Annotated in this window: 23 protein-coding genes; 7 read left to right on the top strand and 16 right to left on the bottom strand. The window is 61.4% G+C overall.

Translation table 11 applies throughout. The annotated features are described in order from the left end of the window. Nucleotides 1–61: 61 nt before the first annotated feature. The 4 genes from ABH945_RS09300 to ABH945_RS09285 form a co-directional block, all read right to left on the bottom strand. The gene (locus ABH945_RS09300; protein WP_429250401.1) at nt 62–1,483 is read right to left on the bottom strand and encodes a DUF2957 domain-containing protein; all 1,422 of its coding nucleotides are present in this window, start codon (nt 1,481–1,483) and stop codon (nt 62–64) included. Nucleotides 1,484–1,971: 488 nt separating this feature from the next. Then, nucleotides 1,972–2,919, bottom strand: a complete 948-nt coding sequence (gene argC, locus ABH945_RS09295) for an N-acetyl-gamma-glutamyl-phosphate reductase (protein ID WP_429250400.1) — start codon at nt 2,917–2,919, stop codon at nt 1,972–1,974. Nucleotides 2,920–3,311: 392 nt separating this feature from the next. Next, nucleotides 3,312–3,884 carry a flavodoxin family protein gene (locus ABH945_RS09290; RefSeq protein ID WP_074762393.1) on the bottom strand — a complete coding sequence of 191 codons (573 nt, stop codon included), beginning with the start codon at nt 3,882–3,884 and terminating at the stop codon, nt 3,312–3,314. A gap of 385 nt (nt 3,885–4,269) precedes the next feature. Further along, entirely contained in the window at nt 4,270–4,872 is a 603-nt protein-coding gene (locus ABH945_RS09285; protein WP_429250399.1) for a YbhB/YbcL family Raf kinase inhibitor-like protein, read from the bottom strand. Nucleotides 4,873–5,128: 256 nt separating this feature from the next. Between ABH945_RS09285 and ABH945_RS09280 the strand changes: the two genes are divergently transcribed. Beyond that, nucleotides 5,129–5,821 carry a response regulator gene (locus ABH945_RS09280; protein WP_074762391.1) on the top strand — a complete coding sequence of 231 codons (693 nt, stop codon included), beginning with the start codon at nt 5,129–5,131 and terminating at the stop codon, nt 5,819–5,821. A gap of 108 nt (nt 5,822–5,929) precedes the next feature. Here ABH945_RS09280 and ABH945_RS09275 read toward each other — a convergent pair whose 3' ends face one another. Continuing rightward, nucleotides 5,930–6,616 carry an orotate phosphoribosyltransferase gene (locus tag ABH945_RS09275; RefSeq protein ID WP_042326936.1) on the bottom strand — a complete coding sequence of 229 codons (687 nt, stop codon included), beginning with the start codon at nt 6,614–6,616 and terminating at the stop codon, nt 5,930–5,932. A 380-nt stretch (nt 6,617–6,996) separates the two neighbouring features. On the opposite strand from ABH945_RS09275, the gene ABH945_RS09270 reads away from it, so the two are divergent. Further along, nucleotides 6,997–8,229: an MFS transporter gene (locus ABH945_RS09270; protein ID WP_074762390.1), complete on the top strand. Its 1,233-nt coding sequence runs from the start codon at nt 6,997–6,999 to the stop codon at nt 8,227–8,229. Between the two features lie 377 nt (nt 8,230–8,606). After that, nucleotides 8,607–10,889, top strand: a complete 2,283-nt coding sequence (locus ABH945_RS09265; RefSeq protein WP_429250398.1) for an NADP-dependent malic enzyme — start codon at nt 8,607–8,609, stop codon at nt 10,887–10,889. A gap of 127 nt (nt 10,890–11,016) precedes the next feature. On the opposite strand, the gene ABH945_RS09260 is transcribed toward ABH945_RS09265, so the two are convergent. Further along, nucleotides 11,017–14,622, bottom strand: a complete 3,606-nt coding sequence (locus ABH945_RS09260; protein WP_429250397.1) for an indolepyruvate ferredoxin oxidoreductase family protein — start codon at nt 14,620–14,622, stop codon at nt 11,017–11,019. A gap of 358 nt (nt 14,623–14,980) precedes the next feature. Here ABH945_RS09260 and ABH945_RS09255 point away from each other — a divergent pair, with 358 nt between their 5' ends. Further along, nucleotides 14,981–15,181, top strand: coding sequence for a hypothetical protein (locus ABH945_RS09255; protein ID WP_074762387.1), 201 nt, complete (start codon nt 14,981–14,983; stop codon nt 15,179–15,181). A gap of 148 nt (nt 15,182–15,329) precedes the next feature. On the opposite strand, the gene hppD is transcribed toward ABH945_RS09255, so the two are convergent. After that, nucleotides 15,330–16,427, bottom strand: coding sequence for a 4-hydroxyphenylpyruvate dioxygenase (hppD, locus tag ABH945_RS09250; protein ID WP_429250396.1), 1,098 nt, complete (start codon nt 16,425–16,427; stop codon nt 15,330–15,332). Between the two features lie 192 nt (nt 16,428–16,619). On the opposite strand from hppD, the gene ABH945_RS09245 reads away from it, so the two are divergent. Continuing rightward, a complete protein-coding gene (locus tag ABH945_RS09245) occupies nt 16,620–17,117 on the top strand; it encodes an Lrp/AsnC family transcriptional regulator (protein ID WP_074762385.1) in 498 nt (165 codons plus the stop codon). Between the two features lie 123 nt (nt 17,118–17,240). Here the strand turns inward: ABH945_RS09245 and ABH945_RS09240 are convergent, their stop codons facing one another. The 8 genes from ABH945_RS09240 to paaA form a co-directional block, all read right to left on the bottom strand. Further along, the gene (locus ABH945_RS09240; protein WP_074762384.1) at nt 17,241–17,909 is read right to left on the bottom strand and encodes a GNAT family N-acetyltransferase; all 669 of its coding nucleotides are present in this window, start codon (nt 17,907–17,909) and stop codon (nt 17,241–17,243) included. 238 nt (nt 17,910–18,147) lie between these two features. Next, nucleotides 18,148–18,759 (bottom strand): TetR/AcrR family transcriptional regulator, encoded by a 612-nt coding sequence (locus tag ABH945_RS09235; RefSeq protein ID WP_429250395.1) that lies wholly within the window; start codon nt 18,757–18,759, stop codon nt 18,148–18,150. 11 nt (nt 18,760–18,770) lie between these two features. Continuing rightward, on the bottom strand, nt 18,771–19,586 hold the full coding sequence (locus tag ABH945_RS09230; protein ID WP_429250394.1) for a DUF1835 domain-containing protein: 816 nt from the start codon (nt 19,584–19,586) through the stop codon (nt 18,771–18,773). A 147-nt stretch (nt 19,587–19,733) separates the two neighbouring features. Then, a complete protein-coding gene (gene paaE / locus ABH945_RS09225; protein WP_074762381.1) occupies nt 19,734–20,822 on the bottom strand; it encodes a 1,2-phenylacetyl-CoA epoxidase subunit PaaE in 1,089 nt (362 codons plus the stop codon). A gap of 1 nt (nt 20,823) precedes the next feature. Beyond that, nucleotides 20,824–21,369: a 1,2-phenylacetyl-CoA epoxidase subunit PaaD gene (gene paaD, locus ABH945_RS09220; protein ID WP_429250393.1), complete on the bottom strand. Its 546-nt coding sequence runs from the start codon at nt 21,367–21,369 to the stop codon at nt 20,824–20,826. A 17-nt stretch (nt 21,370–21,386) separates the two neighbouring features. Beyond that, nucleotides 21,387–22,190, bottom strand: a complete 804-nt coding sequence (gene paaC, locus ABH945_RS09215; RefSeq protein ID WP_074762379.1) for a 1,2-phenylacetyl-CoA epoxidase subunit PaaC — start codon at nt 22,188–22,190, stop codon at nt 21,387–21,389. Between the two features lie 8 nt (nt 22,191–22,198). Continuing rightward, nucleotides 22,199–22,483, bottom strand: a complete 285-nt coding sequence (gene paaB, locus ABH945_RS09210) for a 1,2-phenylacetyl-CoA epoxidase subunit PaaB (RefSeq protein WP_007179854.1) — start codon at nt 22,481–22,483, stop codon at nt 22,199–22,201. A gap of 38 nt (nt 22,484–22,521) precedes the next feature. Continuing rightward, nucleotides 22,522–23,520, bottom strand: a complete 999-nt coding sequence (gene paaA / locus ABH945_RS09205) for a 1,2-phenylacetyl-CoA epoxidase subunit PaaA (protein WP_074762378.1) — start codon at nt 23,518–23,520, stop codon at nt 22,522–22,524. Between the two features lie 217 nt (nt 23,521–23,737). Between paaA and ABH945_RS09200 the strand changes: the two genes are divergently transcribed. Next, nucleotides 23,738–25,360, top strand: coding sequence for an NAD(P)/FAD-dependent oxidoreductase (locus tag ABH945_RS09200; RefSeq protein ID WP_429250392.1), 1,623 nt, complete (start codon nt 23,738–23,740; stop codon nt 25,358–25,360). 95 nt (nt 25,361–25,455) lie between these two features. After that, complete coding sequence (locus tag ABH945_RS09195) at nt 25,456–26,727, top strand: SGNH/GDSL hydrolase family protein (protein WP_429250391.1); 1,272 nt, start codon at nt 25,456–25,458, stop codon at nt 26,725–26,727. 49 nt (nt 26,728–26,776) lie between these two features. On the opposite strand, the gene ABH945_RS09190 is transcribed toward ABH945_RS09195, so the two are convergent. Continuing rightward, nucleotides 26,777–26,984: hypothetical protein (locus ABH945_RS09190; protein WP_429250390.1), on the bottom strand; the 208-nt coding region annotated here is incomplete at its 5' end.

Below are 26,984 nucleotides of genomic sequence, written 5' to 3'. Positions count from 1 at the left end.
TAGTACGAACTGCGACGTGATGCCTTTACTGATTCCTCTGCTTCAATGCGTTTGCGTTACTTCATTTGCTGATTTGCGCGCCGATGCCGAAGTACGGCGCATTCGGCGTATCTGAATTGGCCGAGGTCGACGTGATGCCGCCGTTGACCGTGCCCTGGATTTCGATTGCGTAGAGGCCGCCCGACGCGATTGCGTAGCCGGTCTGGCCGTTCGCCTGCGCAACGCCGACCAGGCCGGGGCTTTGCAGACCGTAGGTCAGGCCGAAGCCGTCTTCGGCGGCGGAGGTCGACGGGTTGATGAACGAGCCGACGCCGCCCTGGATCAGGGTCGCGGTCGACTTGAAGTTCGAATCCGCGCCGACATAGCCGCCGTCGAAACCGCCGGACGCCAGCGGCGTGGCGGCGGCGAGCATCGCGATGCCGGATTCGTCGTCGACTTTCGCATCGAGATGGAGCGGCGCAGTGCCAAGATCGACGAAACCCGTCCGGACCACGAGGGGCACGGTTGCGCCGTTGATCTGACCAAGGATCATGTGTGCCGTCGCGGATTTGCCGGTCGCGCCAATCAGCGGAAGCTGGAGTTGCGGCACGATTTGCGGCGCCGCCTGGCTGTCGAAGTAGCCGTTGCTGTTCAGCGTCAACGCATTGCCAGTGGTCAGACAGCCGCCCGCGTTGGCCGAGTAGCTGGCGTTGGCCGTGTTGCTGCTGGTGCAATTTCCGCTGGCGTCGAAGGTCTCGACCGTGTTGGTGGCGACCGTCGCATAGTTGCCGGACGGTGCGAGGTGATACAGCAGACCGTTATACGTGCCGGGCAATTTGCTGATGTCGGTCGTCGTGCTCGCGAAACCCAGAAACGGATAGAAGTCGAAATGACGGTTCGGAACCGCGCCAATGCCGGAGCCGACGATCGGGATCGTCAATCCGTCGAACTCGACCGTCGCACCGGGAATGCCGCCGCCGGCCACACCCAGGCCGACGAGGACCATCGGCGGGTTCGGGTTGTTGACGTAGTCCGGCGTCGTATAAGGCTGACCGTCGCCCGCTGCCGTGCCGCTGCCCGCGCCGAGAATGAATGCGCAACGCGTTTGCTCGGCGGTTGGCAGCGCACCGGTAGGCGGGTGGATCACTGCGCCGGTGATCGTGGTGCCCGCGCGGGTCGGCGTGACTTGGCCGGTGCGCAACGGAATCGGCGATTCGAGCCACTTCAGCGTGTAGGTCATCGCGGTGGCGTCGATGTTCAACTGCACGACTTCGCCGCTACCCGCTCCACCCAGATACGTGCTTTTGACGATGTCGGCGGTGGCCGGGCAGAGTGCCGCCGAACTGTCGCTGCTGGCGGGCGCGCCCTGTGTGCCGCAACTCGAACCCGAGCACTGAGGTGAATTAATCGCGGCCGGATTGTCGGCTTTGCCGCCTCCGCATGCAATCAGCAATGGCGTGGTGGCAATTGCCATTGCAACGCCTCGAATCATGGCATTCGACATGCGGCTATCTCCCTGTCATGTAATTGTGCGGACTAATTTCGCTGCGCGGTTAATGCCTGTCAATTGAATGAGGTGTCTAAAAAGACCGATTCAAACAGCGAGAATTTCAGCATGCGTAGACAGCGTGGACGTCAGCGGCCCTTTTAAACAAAAAATGAAATTTCGCCTTGGAAGCCGGTCCGTTGCTTAGGCGCACGCCCTTTACCGACAGGCGTTACAGCAAAATGGCTCTATCATCTTCGAACGACCGTTCGCGTAAGAATGCGGACTTTCCCTAGGCGGAAAACTATGCTGTGCGGTCAGCTTCAGGAATGAATTACCGGCGCTTTGGAACGCATTCCGCATTTTATTTTTCAAGTAATGCGGACTAATACCGATAAAGTTTTTGCGGGAATTTAAATCGATGGATTTTTAAAACAGAAAAGCCGGTCTGAAAGACCGGCTTTTCGGCAGAGCGACGGTTGATTACCGTCTGCGTCTGAATGGATTTAGCGTTTCAAGCCTGCGTCTTCGGCGGCACCGATGGCCAGGTTCATACACTGGATCGCCGCGCCCGATGCGCCCTTGCCCAGATTGTCCAGGCGCGCGACGGTCACGAAGCGCTCTTCATTGCCGAACACGAACAGGTCGACGCGGTTCGTGTCGTTGTTCGCCTGCACGTCGAAGAAGCCGCTGTCGAGATTCGCTTCGGCGTCGAACGGCGCGACGTGCACGAACTGCTCGCCTGCGTAGTACTCGGCGAACAGCGCCTGCACGTCTTGCGGCGTCGTCTTCTTGGCGAGCTGGTTCGGCGAGAAGAAGGTGGTGACGGCCAGGCCCTTGTAGAAATCGCCGACGATCGGCGTGAAGACCGGTGCCGACTTCAGGCCCGTGTGCGCCGCCATTTCCGGCAGATGCTTGTGCGTGAGACCGAGTGCATAGGGACGCGGGCTCTTGAGCTTGTCGTTGCCGCCGGCTTCGTAGTCGGCAATCATTTTCTTGCCGCCGCCGCTGTAGCCGGTGATCGAGTAGGCGTGCGCGGCGAACTCCGGCGCGACGACACCTGCTTTGACCAGCGGACGCATGGCCAGCACGAAGGCCGACGCGTGGCAGCCCGGCACGGCGATGCGTTTCGCGGTGCGCAGGCGTTCGCGCTGCGAGCGGGCCAGTTCGGGCAGGCCGTACGCCCAGTCGGCAGAGGTGCGGAACGCGGTGCTCGCGTCGATCAGCACGGTACGGTCGTTGTCGACCAGCGAAGCGGATTCGCGCGACGCGACATCGGGCAGGCACAGAAACGTGACGTCCGACGCATTGATGAGACGGCGGCGCTCTTCGATATCTTTGCGTTTCGCTTCTTCGATACGCAGGATCTCTACGTCGGCGCGCGACGACAGATATTCAAAAATCTTCAGGCCGGTGGTGCCTTCCTGTCCGTCGACAAAAACTTTCGTGCTCATCTCGATCTCACTCGCTTGCTGGAAACGGGGCGCGACGCCGCGCCGGAACGTTATTTTAAGACCACACGGCGGCGGACGTGCGTAACGGGGCAAAAAAGGGTGAAAAAACGACGATGCGCGCTGAAAGTGACACTGACGTGACCTGTTGTGCGGCAGATGCAGGCTGATGGCATCGAGTTGGCGGGAGAACAGGGTGGGGATTGGGGGTGGTGGATTGGCGTGTCCTTGCTGTGCGCGTTTGAAGCGGGTTTATGGGACTGGTGGTGGTTTGAGGGGAGGCGGGACATTGGGCTGACGGGCCAGGATGTCGAAGCCGTCGAACCCACCCGGCAAGCGTCGTCACTTTTCACAAGCCACCCGGCACCAAACGCGCCCCGCATCCCCCCAACAACCTAGCCCGCGTTCGCAATCCAGCGCGCCGTGACGCCGGCGACGCGCGCGCCGAACATCCTCGCCGTCTCCAGATCTCCGGAAGGAGGTGCTTCTTCAGGCGACGCATCCGCAGGCGACTGCGTGAGCAACCCCGTGGAACCGCCCACGTAGTTGAGATCGTTGCGGGTGGCTGCCTTGGTATTCGACGGCATCATGCCGGTGCCCGCCCAGATCATGCCGTGCTGCATCGCGAGCGTGACGAAGTACTGGATCGTCGAGAACTTGTCGCCGTTCATGGTTGCCGAGTTGGTGAAGCCGGCCGCGATCTTGTCTTTCCATGTCTGACCGAACCACGGTTTCGAACTCGCGTCCGCGAATTTTTTGAAATCGGCCGATGGACCGCCCATGTACGTGGGCGCGCCGAACACGATCGCGTCGGCTTCGGCCAGCTCGGCCCAGCCCGCATCGTCGATGTCGCCGACCGGCATCAGCTTCGCCTGCGCGCCTGCTTCGAGCATGCCCGTCAGCACGGCCTCGGCGACTTTCTTCGTATGGCCGTAGCCGCTGTGATAAACGATGACAATTTTTGACATGCAACGCTCCGGCAAGATGACACGGGATGGGGTGAGGTACGACCATGGTGCGACGATGCGGCCGCGCCGTCTCGATCAGCATGACGCATGCCGCTCCGCCTGACATTAACCCACGCGGATGACATTCGTTCCACGCGGGCGGCAATCCGATGCGATGCAATTGGCAAGCCAGTTGGTTTTCGTCAGCAATGCTGTGGAAATCGACGCGAATGCTCCTGCAATACCGGTAGCGTTCGGAGCGTTCGGCCGCCGCGCGCGATAAATACCAACGTCTCCTTAGGCGCGAGAAGGTCGCTGTTTCCCCGAGGCTCGCTGCAAAGCTCACGAATCCTCTGACGCTTCGACTGCTACAGCCCATCGCCACACGCGCAGACATCTAGTTGCGTCAACGTCCGTAATTCACCACCATCCGCGCACTACCCAGCGCCGCCGTGCCGATTTCGTGATCGAACATCAGCGCGGGCCGACCTTGCGCGAGGCGCAAATCGGCGGTGCTCAATGCATAAACGGTGACGATATACCGATGCGGTTTGCCTGGCGGCGGGCAAGGGCCGCCGTAGCCATCGGTGTCGAAGTCATTACGCGCTTCGACCGCGCCGAGCTTGGTAAGGAAACCCGACGAACTCGCGTTCTCAGGCAAGCTGCTGACCGTTGCCGGAATGCCCGCGACCGCCCAGTGCCACCAGCCCCGGCCAGGCGCATCCTGATCGAACATGGTGACGGCGAAACTGCGGGTACCGGGTGGCGCATCGTGCCACGTCAATTGCGGCGAGCGATTGCCGCCTTTACAGTCGTCCTGATTGAAAATCTGCGCGGCGTCTACGTTGCCGCCCGATTTGAAGCTGGCGCTGCTGATCGCGAAGGTACCTTCGGCAAACGCGCGCGGGCATGACACTGCATAGAGCGCGACACCCAGGATTGCGCAGGCAAAGGGCGGCGTACGGTAGAACGGCGAAGCAAGCGAAACAACCAGCCAACGCGAGCGCATGTGCCGCTTCTCCTGTCAGGGCGCGAGGCGATTCCTCACGATGATTATTGTCCCTAATTTTTGCCCGAGGGTCGAATCAAGTCTAACATTAGCTCTCCGATGCATCATCCGACGCTGAAAAGAGAGGAAATCGGATATAGTCAAAGTATTCTCCGCGCGCCTTTTTAGCGGGTTACTTATTCCCTGCTTATTTAGAATTCAAAAAAGAAATGTTTGACGTTGTGGAGAGTGGTTTTTCTGTATCAAGAGGAGGGCAATGCCAAATCCACTCAGAGTGATCGTGGCCGACGACCACCCGGTGATCCTGTTCGGCGCGGAACATGCGCTGCTAAAGTTTCCAGGAATGCAAATTGTCGGGCGTGCGCGGCAGTCGACAGAACTTATCAAGATGCTGCAGAACGACGCCTGCGATGTGCTCGTTACAGACCTGGCCATGCCTGGCGGCCAGTACGGCGACGGCTTGCCACTAATTGGATACCTGCGTCGGAATTTTCCCAATCTACCTATCGTCGTCCTCACCATGCTGGAAAATGCCGCGTTGCTTCAACGGTTGCGCGAGCTCGGCGTGATATCGGTCGTCAACAAATCGGACGATTTGAGTCATATTGGATTAGCGGTGCAACACGTCAGCCGCAATCTGGAATATATGAGCCCGTCAGTTAAAGCCGCGCTTGACGCACTTCGCATAAATTCCGGTGGTAAGAGCGACGAAGTAATGCTGTCCAGGCGCGAACTGGAAGTGGTGCGCCTGTTCGTATCCGGCATGACGATCAAGGAGATTGCCGAGCAACTGAACCGCAGCATCAAGACGATCAGCACGCAAAAGAATACGGCCATGCGCAAACTCGGCATTGATCGCGATTCCGAACTGTTTCAGTACGCGCAGAGCAATGGCTTGCTGAACCTGTCATCGCATTCGGCGGGCGATAAGGGCGAAATTCCTCAGTGAATTCTTTTTTCGCCCCGAAGCGTGGGAAACAAAAAGGCCGCCTGTCGTAAGACAGGCGGCCTTTTTTCAACTCAACGGGTCTGCTTAATCTGCCAGACGCGGCGAAGCTTACTGCGGCGTCGCGTTTGCGCCGCCGTGCGCGGCCGACCATTCAGCCGGTGCGTGCAGGAATTTTTCCACTTCGTCGAGCGTCTTCGTGTCGAAGTATTTGTTTTCCTTCGCGACGCGCAACACGTCCCACCACGTGGCGAGCGCGTGCAGATCGACGTCGATGTCTTTCAGCACCGACACGCTTTCCTTGAAGATGTTGTAGTGGAACAGCACGAAGCAGTGGTTCACCGTCGCGCCGGCGGTGCGCAGCGCGTTGATGAAGTTGATCTTGCTGCGGCTGTCGGTGGTCAGGTCTTCGACCAGCAGCACGCGCTGACCTTCGGTCAGCAGGCCTTCGATCTGCGCGTTACGCCCGAAACCCTTCGGCTTCTTGCGCACGTATTGCATCGGCACCATCAGGCGGTCGGAGAGCCATGCCGCGAACGGGATGCCCGCGGTTTCGCCACCGGCGACCGCGTCGATCTGCTCATAGCCGACATCGCGCAGGATGGTGGCTTCGGCCATTTCCATCAGGCCGCGGCGTACGCGCGGATACGAAATCAGCTTGCGGCAGTCGATATAAACCGGGCTCGCCCAGCCGGACGTGAAAATGTACGGTTTCTCCGCGTTGAAGTGCACTGCCTGAACTTCCAGCAGCATTTTTGCGGTCGTGTCGGAGATCGTCTGGCGATCGAAGCCTGTCATGGGCGGGATCCTTGGGTATGAGCGGGAGAAGCGGGCGCGGGGCCCGGTGGCGCAGCAAGCGAGGTATGCCGCGCCATGCTGGGCGGAATACGCTGCCGGTCTGGAGTGCAGGCCGGTTTTTGCTACGCGCGTAGGCCGATATTTTACCCGAAATGGGTGCTCCCGAGGAGGCCGTCGTGCGCGGCCGGCGCGAATGGCGGTCATAACGGCCGCGCGGCTCGGGCTTTGCGGACCATGGCGGCACTGCGCTCGTAACGGCTCTCCGCCCTTTTTTGCCTGCTTGTGAGCAGTCTGGAGCGGCTTTACACTCACGCGAATTTCTCGGGCGCCGCGATCTTGCCGACGCCCCGCGTGCCCCTCTGACCTACGGAATGCTTCCAATGAATGCCGCCTCCTCCGCCACCGACACTCGCGCCTCCACCCAGAAGGGCTACGCGGGACGGGCGCTGATCGCGTCGGTGCTCGGCTACGCGATGGACGGCTTCGATCTGCTGATTCTCGGCTTCATGCTGCCCGTGATCGCCGTCGATCTGCACCTGAGTTCGACGCAGGCGGGCTCGCTGGTCACGTGGACGTTGATCGGCGCGGTTGCGGGCGGGGTGATTTTCGGGGCGCTGAGCGACTATTTCGGCCGCGTGAAAATGTTGACGTGGACGATCCTGATTTTCGCGGTCTTCACCGGGCTATGTGCGCTGGCGCAGGGCTATACCGACCTGCTGATCTACCGGACCATCGCCGGAATCGGGCTGGGTGGCGAGTTCGGCATCGGCATGACGCTGGTCGCTGAAGCGTGGCCGGCGTCGCAGCGGGCGCGGGCGTCGTCGTATGTCGGGCTTGGCTGGCAGCTCGGCGTGCTGGCGGCTGCGCTGCTGACGCCGCTCCTGTTGCCGCTGATCGGCTGGCGCGGCATGTTTGCGCTGGGCCTGCTGCCCGCCATCGTGTCGTTTTTCGTGCGACGCCGCGTCGAGGAACCCGCGTTGTTCACCGAGCGCGTCGCGCGCGGCATGCGCAAGCAGCCGTTCAGGCTGCTGGTCGCCGATGGCCGCACCACGCGGGCAAGCATCGGCGTCGCTATCTTGTGCTCGGTTCAGAACTTCGGCTATTACGGGCTGATGATCTGGCTTCCGAGCTATCTGTCGAAAACATTCGGCTATTCGCTGACCAGATCCGGCGTGTGGACGGCGGTCACGGTGCTCGGCATGGCGGCCGGCATCTGGCTGTTCGGCCTGGCCGCCGACCGCTTCGGCCGCAAGCCGACCTTCCTGTTCTATCAGGTGGGCGCAGTTGTGATGGTGTTCGTCTACGCGCACCTGAGCACGCCCATGGCCTTGCTGATCGGCGGCGCGGCGATGGGCGTGTTCGTCAACGGGATGATCGGCGGTTACGGCGCGCTGATTTCCGAGCTTTATCCGACCGATGCGCGGGCCACCGCTCAGAACGTGCTGTTCAACGTGGGCCGCGCGGTGGGCGGCTTCGGTCCGGTCGTGGTCGGCGCGCTCGCCGCACGTTATTCATTCGGCGCCGCGCTGGCCTTTCTGGCGTCGATCTACCTGCTCGACATCTTCGCCACGCTCTTTCTGATTCCCGAACGACGCGGCGCGGAGCTCGAATAAGCTCGCACGCAGTTTGTTTGCTGAAAAAGCGCTCCGCGAACTGCCTGCGATTTGTGCAGATGAGCGTTGAAACGCGCGCCAGTATCCGCACCGAACCCTGCGACAACCAGTTCACGTCATGCGGCGGCGCACCATAGCCAGCGGGTGTTTCGCGTATGGTGAGCAGTGTTAACCACGCAGTTCAGCGACGCTTTCGGGGTGTACACTGATCGGCCCGCGAAGCACTCCGCACTGTCTCGTCCCCCGTCGCGGCTCGGCGCGTCGCCTACTCGGCGCACGCAATAATCCGCCTCGGTCAATTGTCTATTCGATAGATGAATACGACGTCAACGGTGCAGGGTGCCCGGCCAATTTCTTACGTCTCGCAGGCTAAAAAAATGGACGAACAACTCAAGCAAAGCGCTCTCGCATATCACCAGAATCCGAAACCCGGCAAGATTTCGGTTACGCCCACCAAGCCGCTGTCGAACCAGCTCGATCTGTCGCTCGCTTACTCGCCGGGCGTCGCCGCGGCCTGTATGGCGATCTACGACGAACCGCTCGACGCCCAGAAATACACGTCGCGCGGCAACCTGGTCGGCGTGATCACGAACGGCACGGCCGTGCTCGGTCTCGGCAATATCGGCCCGCTCGCCGCGAAGCCGGTGATGGAAGGCAAGGGCTGTCTGTTCAAGAAGTTTGCCGGCATCGACGTGTTCGATATCGAACTCGCCGAGACCGACCCGGACAAGCTGGTCGACGCCATCGCGATGCTCGAACCCACGCTGGGCGGCATCAACCTCGAAGACATCAAGGCGCCCGAGTGCTTCTACATCGAGAAGAAGCTGCGCGAGCGCATGAAGATCCCCGTTTTCCATGACGATCAGCACGGCACGGCGATCATCGCGTCGGCGGCGATTCTGAACGGCCTGAAAGTGGTCGGCAAGAAGCTCGACGAAGTGAAGCTGGTGTGTTCGGGCGCGGGCGCTGCGGCCATCGCGTGTCTGGACTTGCTGGTGAACCTCGGTCTGTCGAAGAAGAACGTTCTCGTCACCGATTCGAAGGGCGTGATCTACGAAGGTCGCGGCAATCTCGATCCGTCGAAGGAACGCTACGCGGCGAACACCGAAGCGCGCACGCTGGCTGACGCGATTCGCGGCGCCGACGTGTTCCTCGGCTGCTCGAGCGCAGGCGTGCTGAAGCCGGAAATGGTCGTCGACATGGGCACCCAGCCGCTGATTCTGGCGCTGGCCAATCCGGAACCGGAAATCCGCCCGGAAGAAGCGAAGAAGGTTCGCCCCGACTGCATCGTCGCGACCGGCCGTTCGGACTATCCGAACCAGGTTAACAACGTGCTGTGCTTCCCGTTCATCTTCCGTGGCGCGCTGGATGTCGGCGCAACCACGATCACCGAAGAAATGAAGCTGGCGTGCGTGCGCGCGATCGCTGAACTGGCCGAAGAAACCGATCAGGGCGACGAGGTCGCGAAGGCGTACGAAGGCCACTCGCTCGAATTCGGCCCGGAATACCTGATTCCGAAGCCGTTCGACCCGCGCCTGATCATCAAGATCGCGCCGGCTGTCGCTCAGGCTGCGATGGATTCGGGCGTCGCGACCCGTCCGATCAAGGACATGGACGCGTATCGCGAAGAACTCGGCACGACGGTGTATCGCACGGGCATGGTCATGCGCCCGGTGTTCGCGGCTGCGAAGTCGCAACCGGCGCGCATCGTGTTCGCCGAAGGTGAAGACGAGCGCGTGCTGCGTGCCGCGCAATTCGTGCTGCTCGAAAAGATCGCCAAGCCGATTCTGGTCGGCCGTCCGTCGGTGATCGAGATGCGTCTGAAGAAGATGGGCTCTAAGCTGAAGTGCGGTGAAGACTTCGAGATCGTCGACCCGGAAGACGATCCGCGCTACCAGCAATGCTGGCAGGCGTATCACGAACTCGGCGCGCGCGAAGGCGTGACGCCGGACGTCGCGAAGGCCGCGATGCGCAAGTTCAACACGCTGATCGGCGCGATTCTCGTGCGTCTGGGCGAAGCCGACGGCATGATCTGCGGGATGATCAGCCAGTACCACACGCATCTGAAGTTCATCGAGCAGGTGCTGGGCAAGGCGGAGAACGTGCAGAATTTCGCCGCGATGAATCTGCTGATGCTGCCGGGCCGCAATCTGTTCATCTGCGACACGTACGTGAACGAAACGCCGACCGCCGAGCAACTCGCCGACATGACGATCCTCGCTGCGGGCGAAATCGAGAAGTTCGGCATCACGCCGAAGATCGCGTTGCTGTCGAACTCGAACTTCGGCAGCGCGCCGTCGTCGTCGTCGCAACGGATGGCGGCGGCTCGCAAGCTGATTGCCGAACGCGCGCCGACGCTCGAAATCGACGGTGAAATGCATGGCGACGCGGCGTTGTCTGAAGCGATCCGCAAGGCTGCGTTCCCGGGCACGACGCTGAGCGGCGAAGCGAACCTGCTGATCATGCCGAACGTCGAAGCCGCGAACATCACGTACAACATGCTGAAGATGATCGGTGGCGAAGGCGTGACCGTCGGTCCGTTCCTGTTGGGCGCTGAAAAGCCGGTGCATATCCTGACGCCGGCTGCGACCGTGCGCCGGATCATCAACATGACGGCGGTGGCCTCGGCTAACGCGCGCAAGCCGGTGAACAACAAGTAACGTGTGATTGGGCGCGCTGCGGGAACGACTCCGTAGCGCGTTTCAAGGCATGCAAAAAAAAGCGGTTGTCCGAAAGGACAACCGCTTTTTTCATTCCACCTGGACTCGCCAGGTCAAAAAATCGAGATCAAGCCGCGTGCTGCGTCTTCCCGGTTTCCGGCGAGCGCCAGCGCGTCAGCAACTCGTTCCACTTGATCCGCACCCCCTTCAGATTATTCTCCTTCACGTGGCCGTAGCCGCGAATGCCGTCTGGCAGATTCGCGAGTTCAAGCGCCAGGTCGCGTTTCTGCGCAGTCAGCCCGCCGATCAGTTCGCGTACCAGCGCTTCGTATTCGACAATCAACGCCCGCTCGGTCCGACGCTCTTCCGTCTTGCCGAAAACATCGAGCGCCGTGCCGCGCAGGAACTTGAGTTTGGCCAGCACATGCATTGCGCTGAAAACCCAGGGGCCGTACTTTTTCTTCACCAGATGACCATGAGCGTCTTTCTTCGAGAACGTCGGCGGTGCGAGGTGGATGTGCAGCTTCCAGTCGCCCTCGAAACTCGCCTTCAACTTTTCGATAAACGCAGGGTCGCTGTAGAGGCGCGCGACTTCGTACTCGTCCTTGTACGCCATCAGCTTGTGCAGGTTTTTCGCGACGGCTTCGGTCAGCGGCAATTGGCCGTCGATCGAATCGAGCGCCGATTCCGCTGCACGCACTTGTGACACCAGCGCGCGGTAACGATCCGCGTACGCCTGGTTCTGCCATGCGGCGAGATACTGTGCGCGCTTGTCGATCAGCGTGTCGAGCGCCTTCGGCGTGTGCAGCGCGATGATTTTGCTGCTCACCGTTTCTTCCGCCGCCCCGCGACCTTGCGATTGCGCGAGCTTGCGTACCGCGGCCAGATCGTGCGCGGCACGCCGGCCCCATTCGAACGCCGCACGGTTCTTCTCGATCTGCACGTTGTTCAACTCGATTGCGCGCATCAGCGACTGGTAAGTGAGCGGCACCCAGCCCTTCTGCCACGCATAGCCGAGCACGAACGGATTCGTGTAGATCGCGTCGCCGAGCAGCGCAACGGCGAAGTGATTTGCATCGACCGTATCGACAGCTTCGTCGCCCGCGCCGGCACGCACGTCGGCTTCCGTGCTGCTGCCCGGAAAGCGCCAGTTCGGATTCTTGATGAGTTCCGCGGTCGGCGTGTGCGCGCTGTTCAGCACCACGCGCGTGTGGCCGGCCTGCATCCGCGACACGCATTCGTCGCTGGCCGTGACGATCGCGTCGCAACCGATCACGAGACTCGCTTCGCCCATCGCGATGCGGGTGGCGTGGATATCGGCCGGATTGTTCGCGATCTGCACGTGACTCATCACGGCCCCGCCTTTTTGCGCGAGGCCGGTGACGTCGAGCACGGTGACGCCCTTGTTCTCCAGATGCGCAGCCATGCCGAGCAGCGCGCCGATCGTCACGACGCCGGTGCCGCCGACGCCCGTGACCAGCACGCCGTAAGGACGCTCGATCGACGGCAGCTCTGGCTCCGGTACCGGCGGCATCGCATTGCCGTCGCTCGCTATGCCGGACGACGCTTTCGGCTTGCGCAACTGGCCGCCTTCAACCGACACGAAGCTCGGGCAGAAGCCGTTCACGCACGAAAAATCCTTGTTGCAGGTCGACTGATTGATCTGGCGCTTGGTGCCGTATTCGGTATCCAACGGTTCGACCGACAGACAGTTCGACTTCACCGAGCAGTCGCCGCACCCTTCGCACACCGCCTCGTTGATCACGACGCGCCGCGCCGGATCGGGATAAGTGCCGCGTTTCCGGCGACGCCGTTTTTCGGTCGCGCAGGTCTGGTCGTAGATCAGGATCGTGGTGCCCGATATTTCGCGCAGTTCGCGCTGCACGTCGTCGAGCTTGTCGCGATGATGGATGTCGATGCCCGGCGCGAGCCCGACATTCGCCGAATACTTCTCCGGCTGATCGGTGACGATCACGATCTTCGACGCGCCTTCGGCGGCGAGTTGATGGGTGATTTGCGGCACGGTCAACACGCCGTCGACCGGCTGGCCGCCCGTCATTGCCACCGCGTCGTTATAGAGCAGCTTGTACGTGATATTCGCTTTCGACGCGATTGCTGCGCGAATCGCCAGCAGCCCGGAGTGGAAGTAAGTGCCGTCGCCGAGATTGGCGAACACGTGTTTGTCGTTGGTGAACGGCGCCTGGCCGATCCACGCGACGCCTTCGCCGCCCATCTGGCTGAACGTGCTGGTGCTGCGGTCCATCCAGACCGTCATGTAATGGCAGCCGATGCCGGCCATCGCACGAGAGCCTTCCGGCACATTGGTCGACGTGTTGTGCGGACAGCCCGAACAGAACCACGGTTTGCGCTCGGCTTCGACGCGCGGCCGGGCGAGCGCCTTTTCCTTCGCCTCGATCACCGCGATGCGCGTGGCGATGCGCGCGCGCACGTCGGACGGCAGATCGAATTTGTCGAGCCGCGTCGCAATGGCCTTCGCGATGATCGCGGGCGAGAGTTCGTAATGCGCCGGCAGCAGCCAGTTGCCCATCGGCACCGACCATTCGCCGCCTGCGCCGTCTTTCTCGTCGAACTTGCCGAACACGCGCGGACGTTGCGCGTCGGGCCAGTTGTACAGTTCTTCCTTGATCGCGTATTCGAGAATCTGGCGCTTTTCCTCGACCACCAGAATTTCGTCGAGCCCCTTCGCGAAACTGTGCGCGCCTTGCGCTTCGAGCGGCCACACGCAGCCGACCTTATAGAGCCGGATGCCGATGCGCGAACAGGTTTCATCGTCGAGACCGAGGTCGGTGAGCGCCTGGCGCACGTCGAGATACGCCTTGCCGCCGGTCATGATGCCGAAGCGCGCATGCGGCGAATCGATCTCGATGCGATCCAGCTTGTTCGCGCGCACGTAGGCGAGCGCGGCGTACCACTTGTAGTCGAGCAGACGCGCTTCCTGCACGAGCGGCGGATCGGGCCAGCGAATATTCAGACCGCCATCGGGCATCGCAAAATCTTCCGGCAGGATGATTTTGGTGCGATGCGGGTCGATATCCACCGAAGCCGACGATTCCACCACGTCGGTCACGCACTTCATCGCGACCCACAGGCCGGAGTAGCGGCTCATCGCCCAGCCGTGCAGACCGAAGTCCAGATATTCCTGCACGTTCGACGGAAACAGCACCGGCAGACCGCACGCCTTGAAAATGTGCTCGGACTGATGCGCGAGGGTGGAGGACTTGGCCGCGTGGTCATCGCCGGCTAGCACGAGAACGCCGCCGTTTCGCGCGGAACCTGCTGAATTGCCGTGCTTGAAAACGTCGCCGGAACGGTCGACGCCTGGGCCCTTGCCGTACCACATCGAGAACACGCCGTCGTATTTGGCGCTGGGGTACAGGTTGACTTGCTGCGAACCCCAGACGGCGGTCGCCGCGAGGTCTTCGTTGACGCCGGGCTGGAATACGACCTGGTGCGCGGCGAGATGCTTTTTCGCCTTCCACAGTGACTGGTCGAGTCCGCCGAGCGGCGATCCACGGTAGCCGGAGATAAAGCCGGCAGTGTTGAGGCCAGCGGCCCGATCGCGTTCCTGTTGCAGCATCGGCAGACGGACCAGCGCCTGGATGCCGCTCATGTACGCGCGGCCGCGTTCAAGTGTGTATTTATCGTCGAGCGTGACGGACGTCAGCGCGGCTTCGAGCGTGGCTCGCTGACCGGCGTCTAGCGGGGCATTCATTATGTGTACTCCTCCACTCAGCTTGGGATCACCAAAACTTTTTTGGGCCGGCAGCATCTTGTGAATGCGTGGGGCCGGGACCGTCATATTGACGTGTTTTAAGTGATGGTAGCACTCGGAGAAACCCGCCGCCTTGGGTCAAAATTGCCGCAATGCAGCGTGATTTGCGGCGAAAACGGGCACATGTATCGATTCGCTGCTGATTAATTAAGCGTGGCTGTAACAAGCTGTAAAAGCGAAGAAATCGCGGAACCGTCGTGCAAATTGGTGTCTAACCGGCACCTGTGAGCAATGTCTACGCAACGCTTCGCATTCGGCGAAGCTTCAGGACAACAGGGCAGTTAGAAAAGGAGTACGCATGAACACTAGAAATATTCAGACCTTCCTGATGGTCTCAGCAGCATTCTTCGCGATGAGCGCGCCGGTGCGCTCCAACTCGGGCAGCGCAGGGGCGCTGTCGAACGCGATTAGCCGTACGGCGCAAGTTTCTCCCGTCAGCGTGGCAACGGCGCGTGTGTCGCGCTCCACGAGATCGGACGAGGAAGATCAGAATTCGTGATGCACCGCACAGGCGGCGCATTGGTTGATAACCGGCTGTTCGCTTAACCTGAGCGACAGCGCAAATGAAAAGGGCGGAGATCTCGCGATCTCCGCCCTTTTCATTTCTGGTCGGCAATCTGGACTTGCCAACTGTCAATTTTCACTTGTCAGGCTTTATCCTGCACTACACCGCGGCGAATCTGATCGAGTTCGATCGATTCGAACAGCGCCTTGAAATTGCCCTCGCCGAAACCCTGATTGCCCTTGCGCTGGATGATCTCAAAGAAGATCGGCCCAATCTGATTCTCGGTGAAGATTTGCAGCAGCAGATCGTCCGGCGCACCGTCGATCAGAATCTTGCGCTTGCGCAGTTCGTCGAGCGGTTCGCCATGATCCGGCACACGGCGATTGACCAGCTCGTAGTAGGTGTCGATCGTGTCGAGCAGCGAAATGTCCGACGCGCGCAAACCGTCGACGGTACGGTAAATGTCGTTGCTGCCGAGCGCGATATGCTGAATGCCCTCGCCGTGATACGCGTCCAGATACTCCTGAATCTGGCCGGCCGTGTCCGAACCTTCTTCGTTGATCGGAATGCGGATCTTGCCGCACGGCGAAGTCATCGCCTTCGACTTCACGCCCGTCACCTTGCCCTCGATGTCGAAGTAACGCACTTCGCGGAAATTGAACAGGCGCTCGTAGAACTCCGCCCATTCCTGCATGCGGCCGCGATGCACGTTGTGCGTCAGGTGATCGATATACGTCAGGCCGTGGCCGACCGGATTCGGATTCGCGCCCGGAATCGGTTCGAAGTCGACGTCGTAAATATCGATGTTGCCGATGCTGTTCGGCTCCGCGCCGTTCTTGCCGCGCCAGCGGTCGACGAAGTAAATCAGCGAGTCGCCGATACCTTTGATGGCCGGAATGTTCAGTTCCATCGGGCCGGTTTTGTTGTCGAAGCCCCACGCGCCTTTTTCCAGCGCCTGTTCGTAGGCTTTTGCGGCATCCTGGACGCGAAAAGCGATGGCGCAGATCGACGGCCCATGCAGACGCGTGAAGCGCTGCGCGAACGAATCCTTTTCCCCGTTGACGATGAAGTTGATCTCACCCTGGCGATACAGCGTCACATCTTTATGGCGGTGCTTCGCGACGGCGGTGAAGCCCATCTGTTCGAAAAGTTTGCCGAGCGCTTTCGGGTCCGGCGCGGTGTATTCGATGAATTCGAAACCGTCAGTACCGACCGGGTTGTCCCAAGTTGTGACCTTCATTGTCTGTCTCCTGATAGCGCCGGCTGATGTGCGCGGGGGGAATGTTTGCTTGATTGCGACCTGAGCCGCGACTGACGTGAACTGAATGGAGCAAGTGTAGATTTGTCATGGCGACGAAAACTTGCGAACTTAATCGTCGGTCGATACGCTTGAGCTATTTTTTAGCTCAAATCTTTTCCTGGACGGCAGAAAATGGCTCACGTTGAGATAGACGCAATTGACCGGCGCATTCTGGCCATCCTTCAGGAGAATGGGCGGCTGTCCAATCAGGAGATTGCTGAGCGCGTCAATCTTTCGCCGAGTCCGTGTCTGCGAAGGATTCGGCGGCTGGAGGAGAGCGGGGTGATTCGTGGCTACGTCGCGTTGCTCGATCCGCAGAAGCTGGGACTCGATCTGCTCGCTTACGTGAATGTCCGGCTGGAAAAGCGCGGCGGATCGGCGCTGAGTCCGCGTGGCGACGTCACGCACGCCGACTTGTTTCGCGCGGCGGTTCAGACGTGGCCCGAGGTGGTTGCGTGTCACGCAATGACCGGCGATATGGATTATTTGCTGCGTGTGCAGGTCGAGGACATGGCGCATTTTTCGCGCTTTGTGCAGGATCAACTGCTGCACCATCCGTCGGTGATCGACGTGAAATCGAGTTTTTCGTTGGAGAAATTCAAGGAGACGACGGCGCTGCCTATTTTGTAAGCAACAGGTTGGCGGCAGAGCGTCGCGAGCGGTGAATGGCGCGTAGCATGCAAAAAGGGCAGCCGGAAGGCTGCCCTTTTGTTATTCCGTCGAAGCGTCCGAAGTCGCCTCAACCCAAGCTTTTCAGGCCGCAGCCGCTGTGGGCATGAACGACTCGAACAGTTTGGACGCGTGACGCGCCTGGCGCTTGAGCGCGTAGTCGAACACCGCGGCCTGTTCCTGCAGCATCTCGGCGATGATGCTCGTTTGATCTGCCGGCGACAGCGTCAGATAAGCATCAGCTTCGCCGTACGCGTATTCGATCTTCATGCCGGCTTTCTTCGCGATGTGCATCATCGTCGAATTGCGCGACAGGCAGTGGATGTACAGCGTGGTGACGTGAGTATTGCGGCTGCGGATGGCGGCGCGCTCGAACAGCTTCGAGCCGATGCCCTGACCGCGCGCGCTTTCCAGCACCGACACGCCGAATTCAGCCGTGCGTTTGTCGCCCTCGGCCGGCAGATAGGCAAGGTGCCCGACGCCGCTGAGTTCCAGCTTGCTGTTGAAAACGCCAAAAACGGTGTCGCGCGAGAAATCGATAGCGCGGACGTAGTTTTCGATCACGTGATTCGGCACGACCTGGCCGAAGCGCAGCAGGCGGTCGTCTTCGTCGAGTGCGAGGAAGTGAGCCAGCAGCCGGTCACGGTCGATCGCGTTGAGCTCACGAACCAGAACAGGCGCACGACCGGCTGTCCGCGGAAGGCGATCGTGCGCGACGATCTGCTCGGCGGTGCGGTTAGTCAGAATGTTCATGGTCGGGTTCTCCTTTTGATCGAGCGGCGTGGTGCACCGCAAAAACGATTTTAGCGGAAACCGCCGTCGATCACTAGGGAAAACCCGTATTCAATTCTGAAGAAGGTGACTAAAAAGCTTGCGCCCTATTTTTAGAGCATTGATTTTTAATGAAAAATAAAATGAACGAGCGTTCGTGACGCGGTGTCGCGCGACGGACACATGCGTCGCGCATTGCTCAGTAGATTGTTGCTTTGCGTCAAGAATGCTCGGCCGAGCCCAAACCATGGTCGACCATACTGACCACCTGTTCGGCGAATTCGCTGTAACCCATGCGGCCGTCTGGCTTAAGCCAGGTGAAAGTCCAGTTGATCATGCCGAACACCATCATCGTGAGCGCGGTCTGGTTTTCGCGTGTGGCCCGGTCGGGATAAGCACGTGACAGCTGCCGCGCAAAAGCCGCGACCACGTCGCGCTGACGGTTAAGGACCACTTCGCGCTGGGCATCGACCAGGTATTTCACGTCGTTCAACAGCGCGACGTGCCGGCTGTGCGACGTTTCATACTCTGAAAGAAACGCGCGGATCAACTCGGCGAACGTCTCGCGTTCAGTGAGACCGCGCCTTTGGCTCGCGCCTTCCACTTCGGCGATGATGAGCATCAACCGCTTTGTGTACCTATCCAGCAGGTCGAACAGGATCGCTTCCTTGCTCGCGTAATAGTGATACAGACGGGCTTTCGACGTACCGCTAGCGGCCGCGAGGTCGGCCATCGACGTGCTGGGGTAACTGGTTTGCGCGAATTTTGCCGCAGCCAGTTCGAGAATCTGCTCGCGTTGGGTTTCGTGGTCGGGGGCTCGGGTACGGGCCATAGTCGTCTGTTTTAATAGTGTGGACAGGGGGTGAGCGCTGCGCTCAGTTCCAGTGTGCGCCAGGCGCTCGCGTCGCCGCGCAGCCTGATGCGGCGGATCGCGGCCAGTTCGCGCAAACGCCAGAGCACGATGTTGTCGCTGACCAGGAAGCACAGTTCGGCGCTCATCACGTCGGCGGCGACGCGCGACGCGGGCTGCCAGTCTTCGGTGATACGGTCGAGAATCAGCGTGTCCAGTTCGGCGAAGGTGCCGCTTTTGAACGTGTTGTCGCGCCAGCGTCGCGTCTCGCCGTTCGCGTGTTTGACTTCCTGCCACTCCAGCGCGAGCCGGCTGATACGCAGCACCGAAATCGGGGCGGCTTCCGGCAGGCGGCCCAGCAACACGTCCGGCGCGAACATGCCGACGGAAGTCGCGCGGTCTTTGCGGCTATGCGCCCACGCGCCCGGATCGGTGAGATCGCGAATCGACAGACGCACTTCGTTCAGCCGCTGTGGACTATTGCGAAGGTGGTAGCAGACACGACGCAGCATCAACTGATCCGACGCGCTTTCGCCGTGCCAGACCACCAGATTGGCTTCGCCTCTGGCGATGTTCTCCAGCCCCGTGGTCTGTTCGCGGCACTCGCGCAGGAAATCGCGCCGGTTGTCCGCGCTGACGCGATCCCAGAAGTTCGCGCGCAGTTCCGCCATGTCGTCGATGCCGCGTAGCGGTCCGACTGCCAGATCGTCGCGCAGCGCGTGCACGCGGTCGTCGCGGCCCGCTTCGTGGAGCGCGGCGCGCAGTGACTCGGCGGCGACATCGCCATTGGTGAGGTGGATCGTGCTCATTGGCAGTGGCTGGGCGTGGCAGTAACAAAAGGGGCCGCCCGTCGGCCGGAACGGGTGTCCGGACGCGGGCGGCCCCTAGTGTAAGCGGATCGCCGAACGGCTGAAAGCGCCGTGGATGTCGCACCACGCGCGCTCACGACGCGCGCTTCAACGTTCGTCGTAGCTCACCACCACGCGGTCGCTGATCGGATGGCACTGGCAGGTCAGCACGAAACCGTCGCGAATTTCGTGTTCCTCCAGCGTGTAGTTCTTTTCCATCTTCACTTCGCCTTCGAGCACTTTCGCGCGGCACGTGCAGCAAACGCCGCCCTTGCACGCATAGGGCAGCGCAAGACCTGCGCGCAGACCCACATCGAGCACGCTCACGCCCTGATACGGCAGGCGCAGCTTGCGGCGTTTACCGTCGAGCACGATTTCGAGATCGGCGGCGGGCGTGTTTTCGGTGATCTCGACCGGCGGCACGCCTGCTTGCGGAAGCGGCGAACCGAAGCGCTCCACGTGGACCTTTTCGGTCGGCACGCCAGCCGCTTTCAGTGCGGCTTCGGCGGCGTCCATCATCGGACCGGGGCCGCAGATGAACGCTTCGTCGATCGCATCGGCCGGCAGCAGGTTTTCGATGAAGGCTGCGCACTTTTCCTGATCGAGCACGCCGTTGAACAACTCGACGTCCTGCAGATCGTCGGACAGCACGTGGTACAGCACGAACCGGTTCATGAAGCGGTTCTTCAGATCTTCGAGTTCTTCCGCGAACATGATCTGGTCGACGCTGCGGTTGCCGTACACCAGCGTGAAGGTGCTGCGCGGCTCGACTTCGAGCGTGGTCTTGATGATCGCCAGTACCGGCGTGATGCCCGAGCCGCCCGAAAACGCGAGGTATTGCTGGCCCTGGTCCGCGTTCAGGTGCGTGAAGAAACGGCCGTCCGGCGTCATCACGTCGATGGTGTGGCCCGGTTGCAGCGTGTCGAACGCGAAATTCGAGAAACGCCCGCCGCGCACGCGTTTGATACCGATGCGCAACTCGCCGTCGCGATCGTAATCGGTCACGCCGACGCAGATCGAATACGAGCGCCGCGTTTCCTCACCGTCGATATGGGTTTTCAGTGTGACGAACTGGCCCTGCGTGAAGCGATAGTGATCGCGCAGTTCGACGGGGACTTCGAAGGCAACCGAAACGGCGTCGACGGTTTCGGGCCGAACTTCACGAATGCGCAGCGGATGAAATTGCGGAGTGGCCATATCAGTATGGTTTGAAGTAGTCGAAGGGTTCGCGGCAGTCGACGCAGCGGTACAAGGCTTTGCAGGCAGTCGAGCCGAATTGCGCGAGACGCTCGGTGTGCGCCGAGCCGCAACGCGGACACGAAGGCGCGGGCAACGAGCGCGGCACGAAGCGCACCACTTTTTCCTGCGACGGCGCGGCCGAACCGCAGTTGCCCGTGGGCGGCGCGATGCCGTAGTTGCGCAGTTTTTCGCGGGCGTCGGCGGTCATCCAGTCGGTGGTCCAGGCGGGCGCGAGCACCGTGGCGATCCGGTAGGGCGTGAGTTCCGCGGCGTCGAGCGCATGGCCGACGTCCTCGGCAATTTGCGACATCGCCGGGCAGCCGGAATAGGTCGGTGTGATGACGACTTCGAGTGTGCCGTCGGCGTCACGGCGCACGTCCCGCAGAATGCCGAGTTCGCGAATCGACACCACCGGGATTTCCGGGTCCGGCACCGCTTCGAGTACGGCCCACGCACGTTGGAGCGTGGCGTCGGCTGTCTGGGGGGCTGTCGAAGTCGTCGTCATGTTCGGGTCGCCGTTGATTACCAGGTCGCGCCGGGATGCTGGCGCGCGAGGCTCTGCATTTCAGCGAGTACGAAGCCCATATGCTCGGAATGCTCGCCGTGCTTGCCGGTCGTGATGTGCTTGACCGCTTCGGGCAGCGTCAACGTGGCTTCGTCGAGCGTGGCGCGGATGTCGTCGAGCCAGGCTGCTTCGAGGTCCGACGTTTTCGGGCCGATACCTGCCGCCGCGACCGTATCTTCCACCGCGTCGGCGCTGAAAAACTCGCGCGTGTACGGCAGCAGATAATCCAGCGCGGCCTGGGCGCGGCGGTGCGATTCGTCGGTGCCGTCGCCGAAACGGATCAGCCACTCGCTCGCGTGATGCACGTGGTAGCTGGTTTCCTTGATCGACTTCGACGCGATAGCCGCGAGTTGCTCGTCAGCGGAAGTGGTCAACGCGGTCCACACATGCGCCATCAGCGTCGAATACAGAAAATTGCGCACGATCGTGACCGCGTAATCCTTCTCGGCCTGCGCCGTGCCGGAGAGCGGGCCGAAATGCGGCAACTCGGCGAGCGTGTAGTTGGCGAATTCGCGCTCGGCGCGGAAGTACGCGTAATCGTCTTCCGTACGCGTGTTGCCGGTGAGCTGCTGTTCGAGCGTGGCGGCGTGCGTGTACAGCAGACGCGCCTGGCCGATCAGATCCAGGCTCATATTCGACAGCGCGATATCTTCTTCGAGGATCGGGCCGTGGCCGCACCACTCGGTATTGCGCTGACCGAGGATCAGCGCGGTATCCGCGAGGCGCAGTACGTATTGGAGATGTTGGGGCGTCGTGTTCATGGCCGCGCTTACATGTGGTTGACTTCGTCGGGGAGCGTGTAGAACGTCGGATGGCGGTAGATCTTGTCGCCGGCCGGTTCGAACAGCTCCGCCTTGTCTTCCGGCGCCGATGCCGTGATCGCCGATGACGGCACCACCCAGATGCTCACGCCTTCCTGGCGGCGCGTGTAGACGTCGCGGGCCATACGCAGCGCCATCGGCGCGTCGGCGGCGTGCAAACTACCGCAATGTTTATGGTCGAGTCCCTGCTTGCTGCGCACGAAGACTTCCCAGATCGGCCATTCCTTGTTCATGCTCATCTCCTGATTCTTTGTCCGGCGTGACGCTTGAGTTAAGCGGCGTGCTGTTGTGCGCGCTGGCGCTGTTTTTCGGCGTGGGCGAGGGCGGCTTCGCGGACCCACGCGCCTTCGTTATGGGCTTTGACTCGGGTGGCGAGGCGCTCGCGGTTGCACGGGCCGTCGCCGTTGACGACGCGCCAGAATTCTTCCCAGTCGATGTCGCCGTAATCGTGATGGCCGCGCGCTTCGTTCCATTTCAGGTCTGGGTCGGGCAGCGTGACGCCGAGCACCTTGGCCTGATCGACGGTGGCGTCGACGAATTTCTGGCGCAGATCGTCGTTCGAAATGCGTTTAATGCCCCATTTCGACGACTGATTGCTGTGGATCGAATCTTTATCGCTCGGGCCGAACATCATCAGCACCGGCCACCACCAGCGGTTCACCGCCTGCTGCACCAGTTCGCGCTGGGCTTCGGTGCCGGACATCATCGACATCAGCGCGTCGAAACCCTGGCGTTGATGGAACGACTCTTCCTTACAGATGCGGATCATGGCGCGCGCGTACGGGCCGTACGTGCAACGGCACAGCGGAATCTGGTTCATGATCGCCGCGCCGTCGACCAGCCAGCCAATCACGCCGACATCGGCCCACGTGGGCGTCGGGTAATTGAAGATGCTCGAATATTTGGCCTTGCCCGAATGCAGCGCGGCGATCAGCTGATCGCGCGATACGCCGAGCGTTTCGGCCGCGCTATATAGATAGAGGCCGTGACCGGCTTCGTCCTGCACTTTGGCGAGCAGGATCGCCTTGCGCTTCAGGCTTGGCGCGCGGCTGATCCAGTTGCCTTCCGGCAGCATGCCGACAATCTCGGAATGCGCGTGTTGCGAAATTTGCCGCACCAGCGTCTTGCGGTACGCGTCGGGCATCCAGTCCTGCGCTTCGATCTTGCCGTCGGCGGCCATGACCGCGTCGAATTGAACCTGCTCGGGCGAACTCGCACCGGCTTCGAGCGATGCGACGTTGCCGGGAATATCCAGGGATTGCGTGTACATGGGGACGCTCTCTGCGGAAGTTGTCTGTGTCGGCACAGTATAAGCCAACCGACCGGTCGGTTAATAAATTTTTTATGGTCAGTGCAGGAGGTCGATAGAGGTGCGCCCAGTTTCGTTGTGGAGGCGTTTCGTCAGCGTCGCCGCCCCGCGCCCACACTTAACCTATAAAATTGCGAATTGGCCGCGATTTGCGGCCCACCTGCATCCCCGGTATCTCATGTTACGTCTAAGCGAAATCAAACTTCCCCTCGATCATCCCGAAAGCGCTCTGGAGGCGGCCGTCCGCGCCCGTCTCGCGGAACTCGGCGTCGGTGAAGAAGGGCTCATCCGCTACACCGTGTTTCGCCGTGCGCACGACGCCCGCAAACGCGCCGACATCAAGCTCACGTACATCGTCGATGTCGAGGTAATGGATGAAGCGGCCGCGCTGAAGCGGCTCGCCGACGTGCCGCACTGCGGCGTGACGCCGGATATGGCGTACAAGTTTGTCGCGAAGGCGCCGGCGCAGTTGACCACGCTGCGCCCGGTGGTGATCGGCATGGGACCGTGCGGGCTGTTCGCCGGGTTGATCCTCGCGCAGATGGGCTTCCGGCCGATCATTCTCGAGCGCGGCAAGGCCGTGCGCGAGCGGACCAAGGACACGTTTGGGTTGTGGCGCAAGTCGGTGCTCAATCCCGAGTCGAACGTGCAGTTCGGCGAAGGCGGCGCGGGTACGTTCTCGGACGGCAAGCTTTATAGCCAGATCAAGGACCCAAAGCACTACGGCCGTAAAGTGCTCGAGGAGTTCGTCCGGGCCGGCGCGCCGGAAGATATTCTGTTCCTGAGCCGGCCGCACATTGGCACGTTCCGCCTGGTCAGCATGGTCGAAAAGATGCGCGCGACCATTCACGAACTGGGCGGCGAAGTGCGCTTTGAAACCCGCGTCGACGATATTGAGATCGATGACGGCAAGGTGCGCGGCCTGAAACTGTCGACGGGCGAGACGCTTCGCTGCGATCACGTCGTGCTGGCGGTCGGTCACAGCGCACGCGACACCTTTCAGGTGCTGAGCGACCGGGGCGTCTATATCGAAGCGAAGCCGTTTTCGCTCGGTTTCCGGATCGAGCATCCGCAGGGTTTGATCGATCGCAGCCGATTCGGAAAATTCGCCGGTCACAAACAGCTTGGCGCCGCCGACTATAAGGTGGTGCATCACTGCAGTAATGGGCGCGCGGTGTATAGCTTCTGCATGTGCCCGGGCGGCACGGTGGTCGCGGCCACGTCCGAACAGGGCCGGGTGGTCACCAACGGCATGAGCCAGTATTCGCGGGCCGAGCGCAATGCGAACGCCGGTATCGTCGTCGGCATCACGCCGGACGATTACCCGGGCGGCCCGCTCGCCGGTATCGCGTTCCAGCGTAAGTGGGAAGAGCGCGCGTTCGAGTTGGGCGGCGGCAACTATATGGCGCCGGGCCAGCTGGTTGGCGATTTCATTGCGGGTCGGCCGTCTACGTCGCTCGGGTCTGTCGTGCCGTCGTACAAACCAGGCGTGCATCCCACTGACCTCAGCACTGCGCTGCCCGATTACGTGATCGAGGCGATTCGCGAGGCGCTGCCGCAGATGGACAAGAAGATCGCCGGTTTCGCCATGCACGACGCGGTGTTGACAGGCGTGGAGACGAGAACGTCGTCGCCGATTCGTGTGCGTCGCCGGGACGACTATCAGAGCATGAATGTCGAGGGCCTTTATCCGGCGGGCGAAGGTGCCGGGTATGCGGGCGGGATTTATTCGGCTGCCATCGACGGGATCGAGGTTGCCGAAGCGCTCGCGTTGAACATGACGGGGGCGCAGTCGGCTTAAGCTGGACGGGGCGGCGTGCGTGAGCGGCCGCCCGCGATCGTTGGTGTGATCGGGCACAATGCACGCTTGGCCTGAACCCTCCACCGACGATCCGAATGACCATTCGCACCTTGGCTGCCGCATGCGGCGCGGCGCTGCTAGCGCAATTTGCCGTTTCCCCCACCGTTTTCGCCGCCGATGCCCCCGCGCATTGGGTCGCCGCCTGGGCGACGGCGCTGCAACCCATTCCGCAGCGGGCTGAGCTTCCGGCGTTGTACCGCGCACCTGAAGTGGCCGGACGCACCGTTCGCCAGATCATTTACCCGACGCTGTCCGGCAACTCCGCAAGAATCCACTTGAGTAACGAATACGGCACGAAGCCGCTCGTGATCGACGACCTGCGCATCGCGCGGTCGGCGGGCGGCGCGGCGGGTGCCGGAAAAGATTCGGCGAGCGTGACTTTTGGCGGCAAGGGCGGGGTGAGCATTCCGGCCGGAGGGGAGCTGGACAGCGATCCCGTTGTTTTCGAGATCAAGGAAGGCGAGCCCTACGCGATTAGCGCGTTCATGGGGCCGGAACAGCGGATTGCCGCGTGGCATCGCGTGTCGAGCCAGGTCAATTACATCTCCGCACCGGGTAACCACGCGGCGGACGCATCGGCCGACGCATTTCGCGGACGCTTTACTCAGTATGTGTGGGTGACGGGGCTGTCGGTCGATGCGACGCCGTCGACGTCCGCGGTCGCCGCAATCGGCGACTCGATCACCGACGGCATGCGCTCCAGCCTGAACCAGAATCGCCGCTGGCCTGACGCGTTGGCTCGCCGGCTAGCCGAAACGGGCGACCACTCGACTGCGGTGGTCAATCTCGGCATCAGCGGAAACCGGCTGTTGAGCGACTCCGCCTGTTATGGCGACGCGCTTGCGCGGCGTTTTGACCGCGACGTCTTGCATCGGCCTGGCGTCAAGACGGCGATTCTGCTGATCGGTATCAACGACATCAATTTCGCGGCGATGCCGCCCCGCAGCGGACTCGATTGCGACTCTCCGCATACCTCGGTGACGGCGGCGGATCTGATCACCGGCTATCAGCGGATCATTGCGGCCGCGCGGCATGGCGGCGTCAAGGTCTTCGGCGCAACGTTGACGCCAGCGTCGCTGCCGGCGGAGCGGGAAAGCATTCGCGTTGCCGTCAACCAGTGGATTCGTACCAGCCATGCATTTGACGGCGTGGTCGATTTCGACGCCGCGCTACGTGACCGGGCGCAGCCCGACCGTTTGCAACGGGTTTTTGACAGTGGCGACCACATTCACCCGAGCGATGCCGGCTACACGGCCATGGGCGAAGCGGTACCGGTAGATGCGTTGACGAGTTTGCCCCGAAAGTGAGTCGTCAAAAAAGATTCGGCTAAACCCTTGTCACGAGGCGCAGGTTCACCTAAGATTCGCCTCCTCGTTTGCGAACGAGGGCCGCAGTAGAAACCAGCGGCCGTGACGTGAACAGATTTTTAAGCGAAAGCAAAAAATACTGTTGACGAAACGAAAAAGAGCCTTCATAATCTCGTTTCTCTGCTGCAGACGCAGCGACGCAGAACGAAGCGGTGCCGGGTGGTTGAAGTGGGCGCGGTTTTGTGAGCGGATCGATC

The sequence above is a fragment of the Paraburkholderia sp. GAS333 genome, from assembly GCF_050435665.1.
Taxonomy (GTDB): domain Bacteria; phylum Pseudomonadota; class Gammaproteobacteria; order Burkholderiales; family Burkholderiaceae; genus Paraburkholderia; species Paraburkholderia fungorum_A.
Note: the sequence above shows the minus strand (reverse complement) of the source record. Positions and strands in the feature narration are given on the sequence as shown.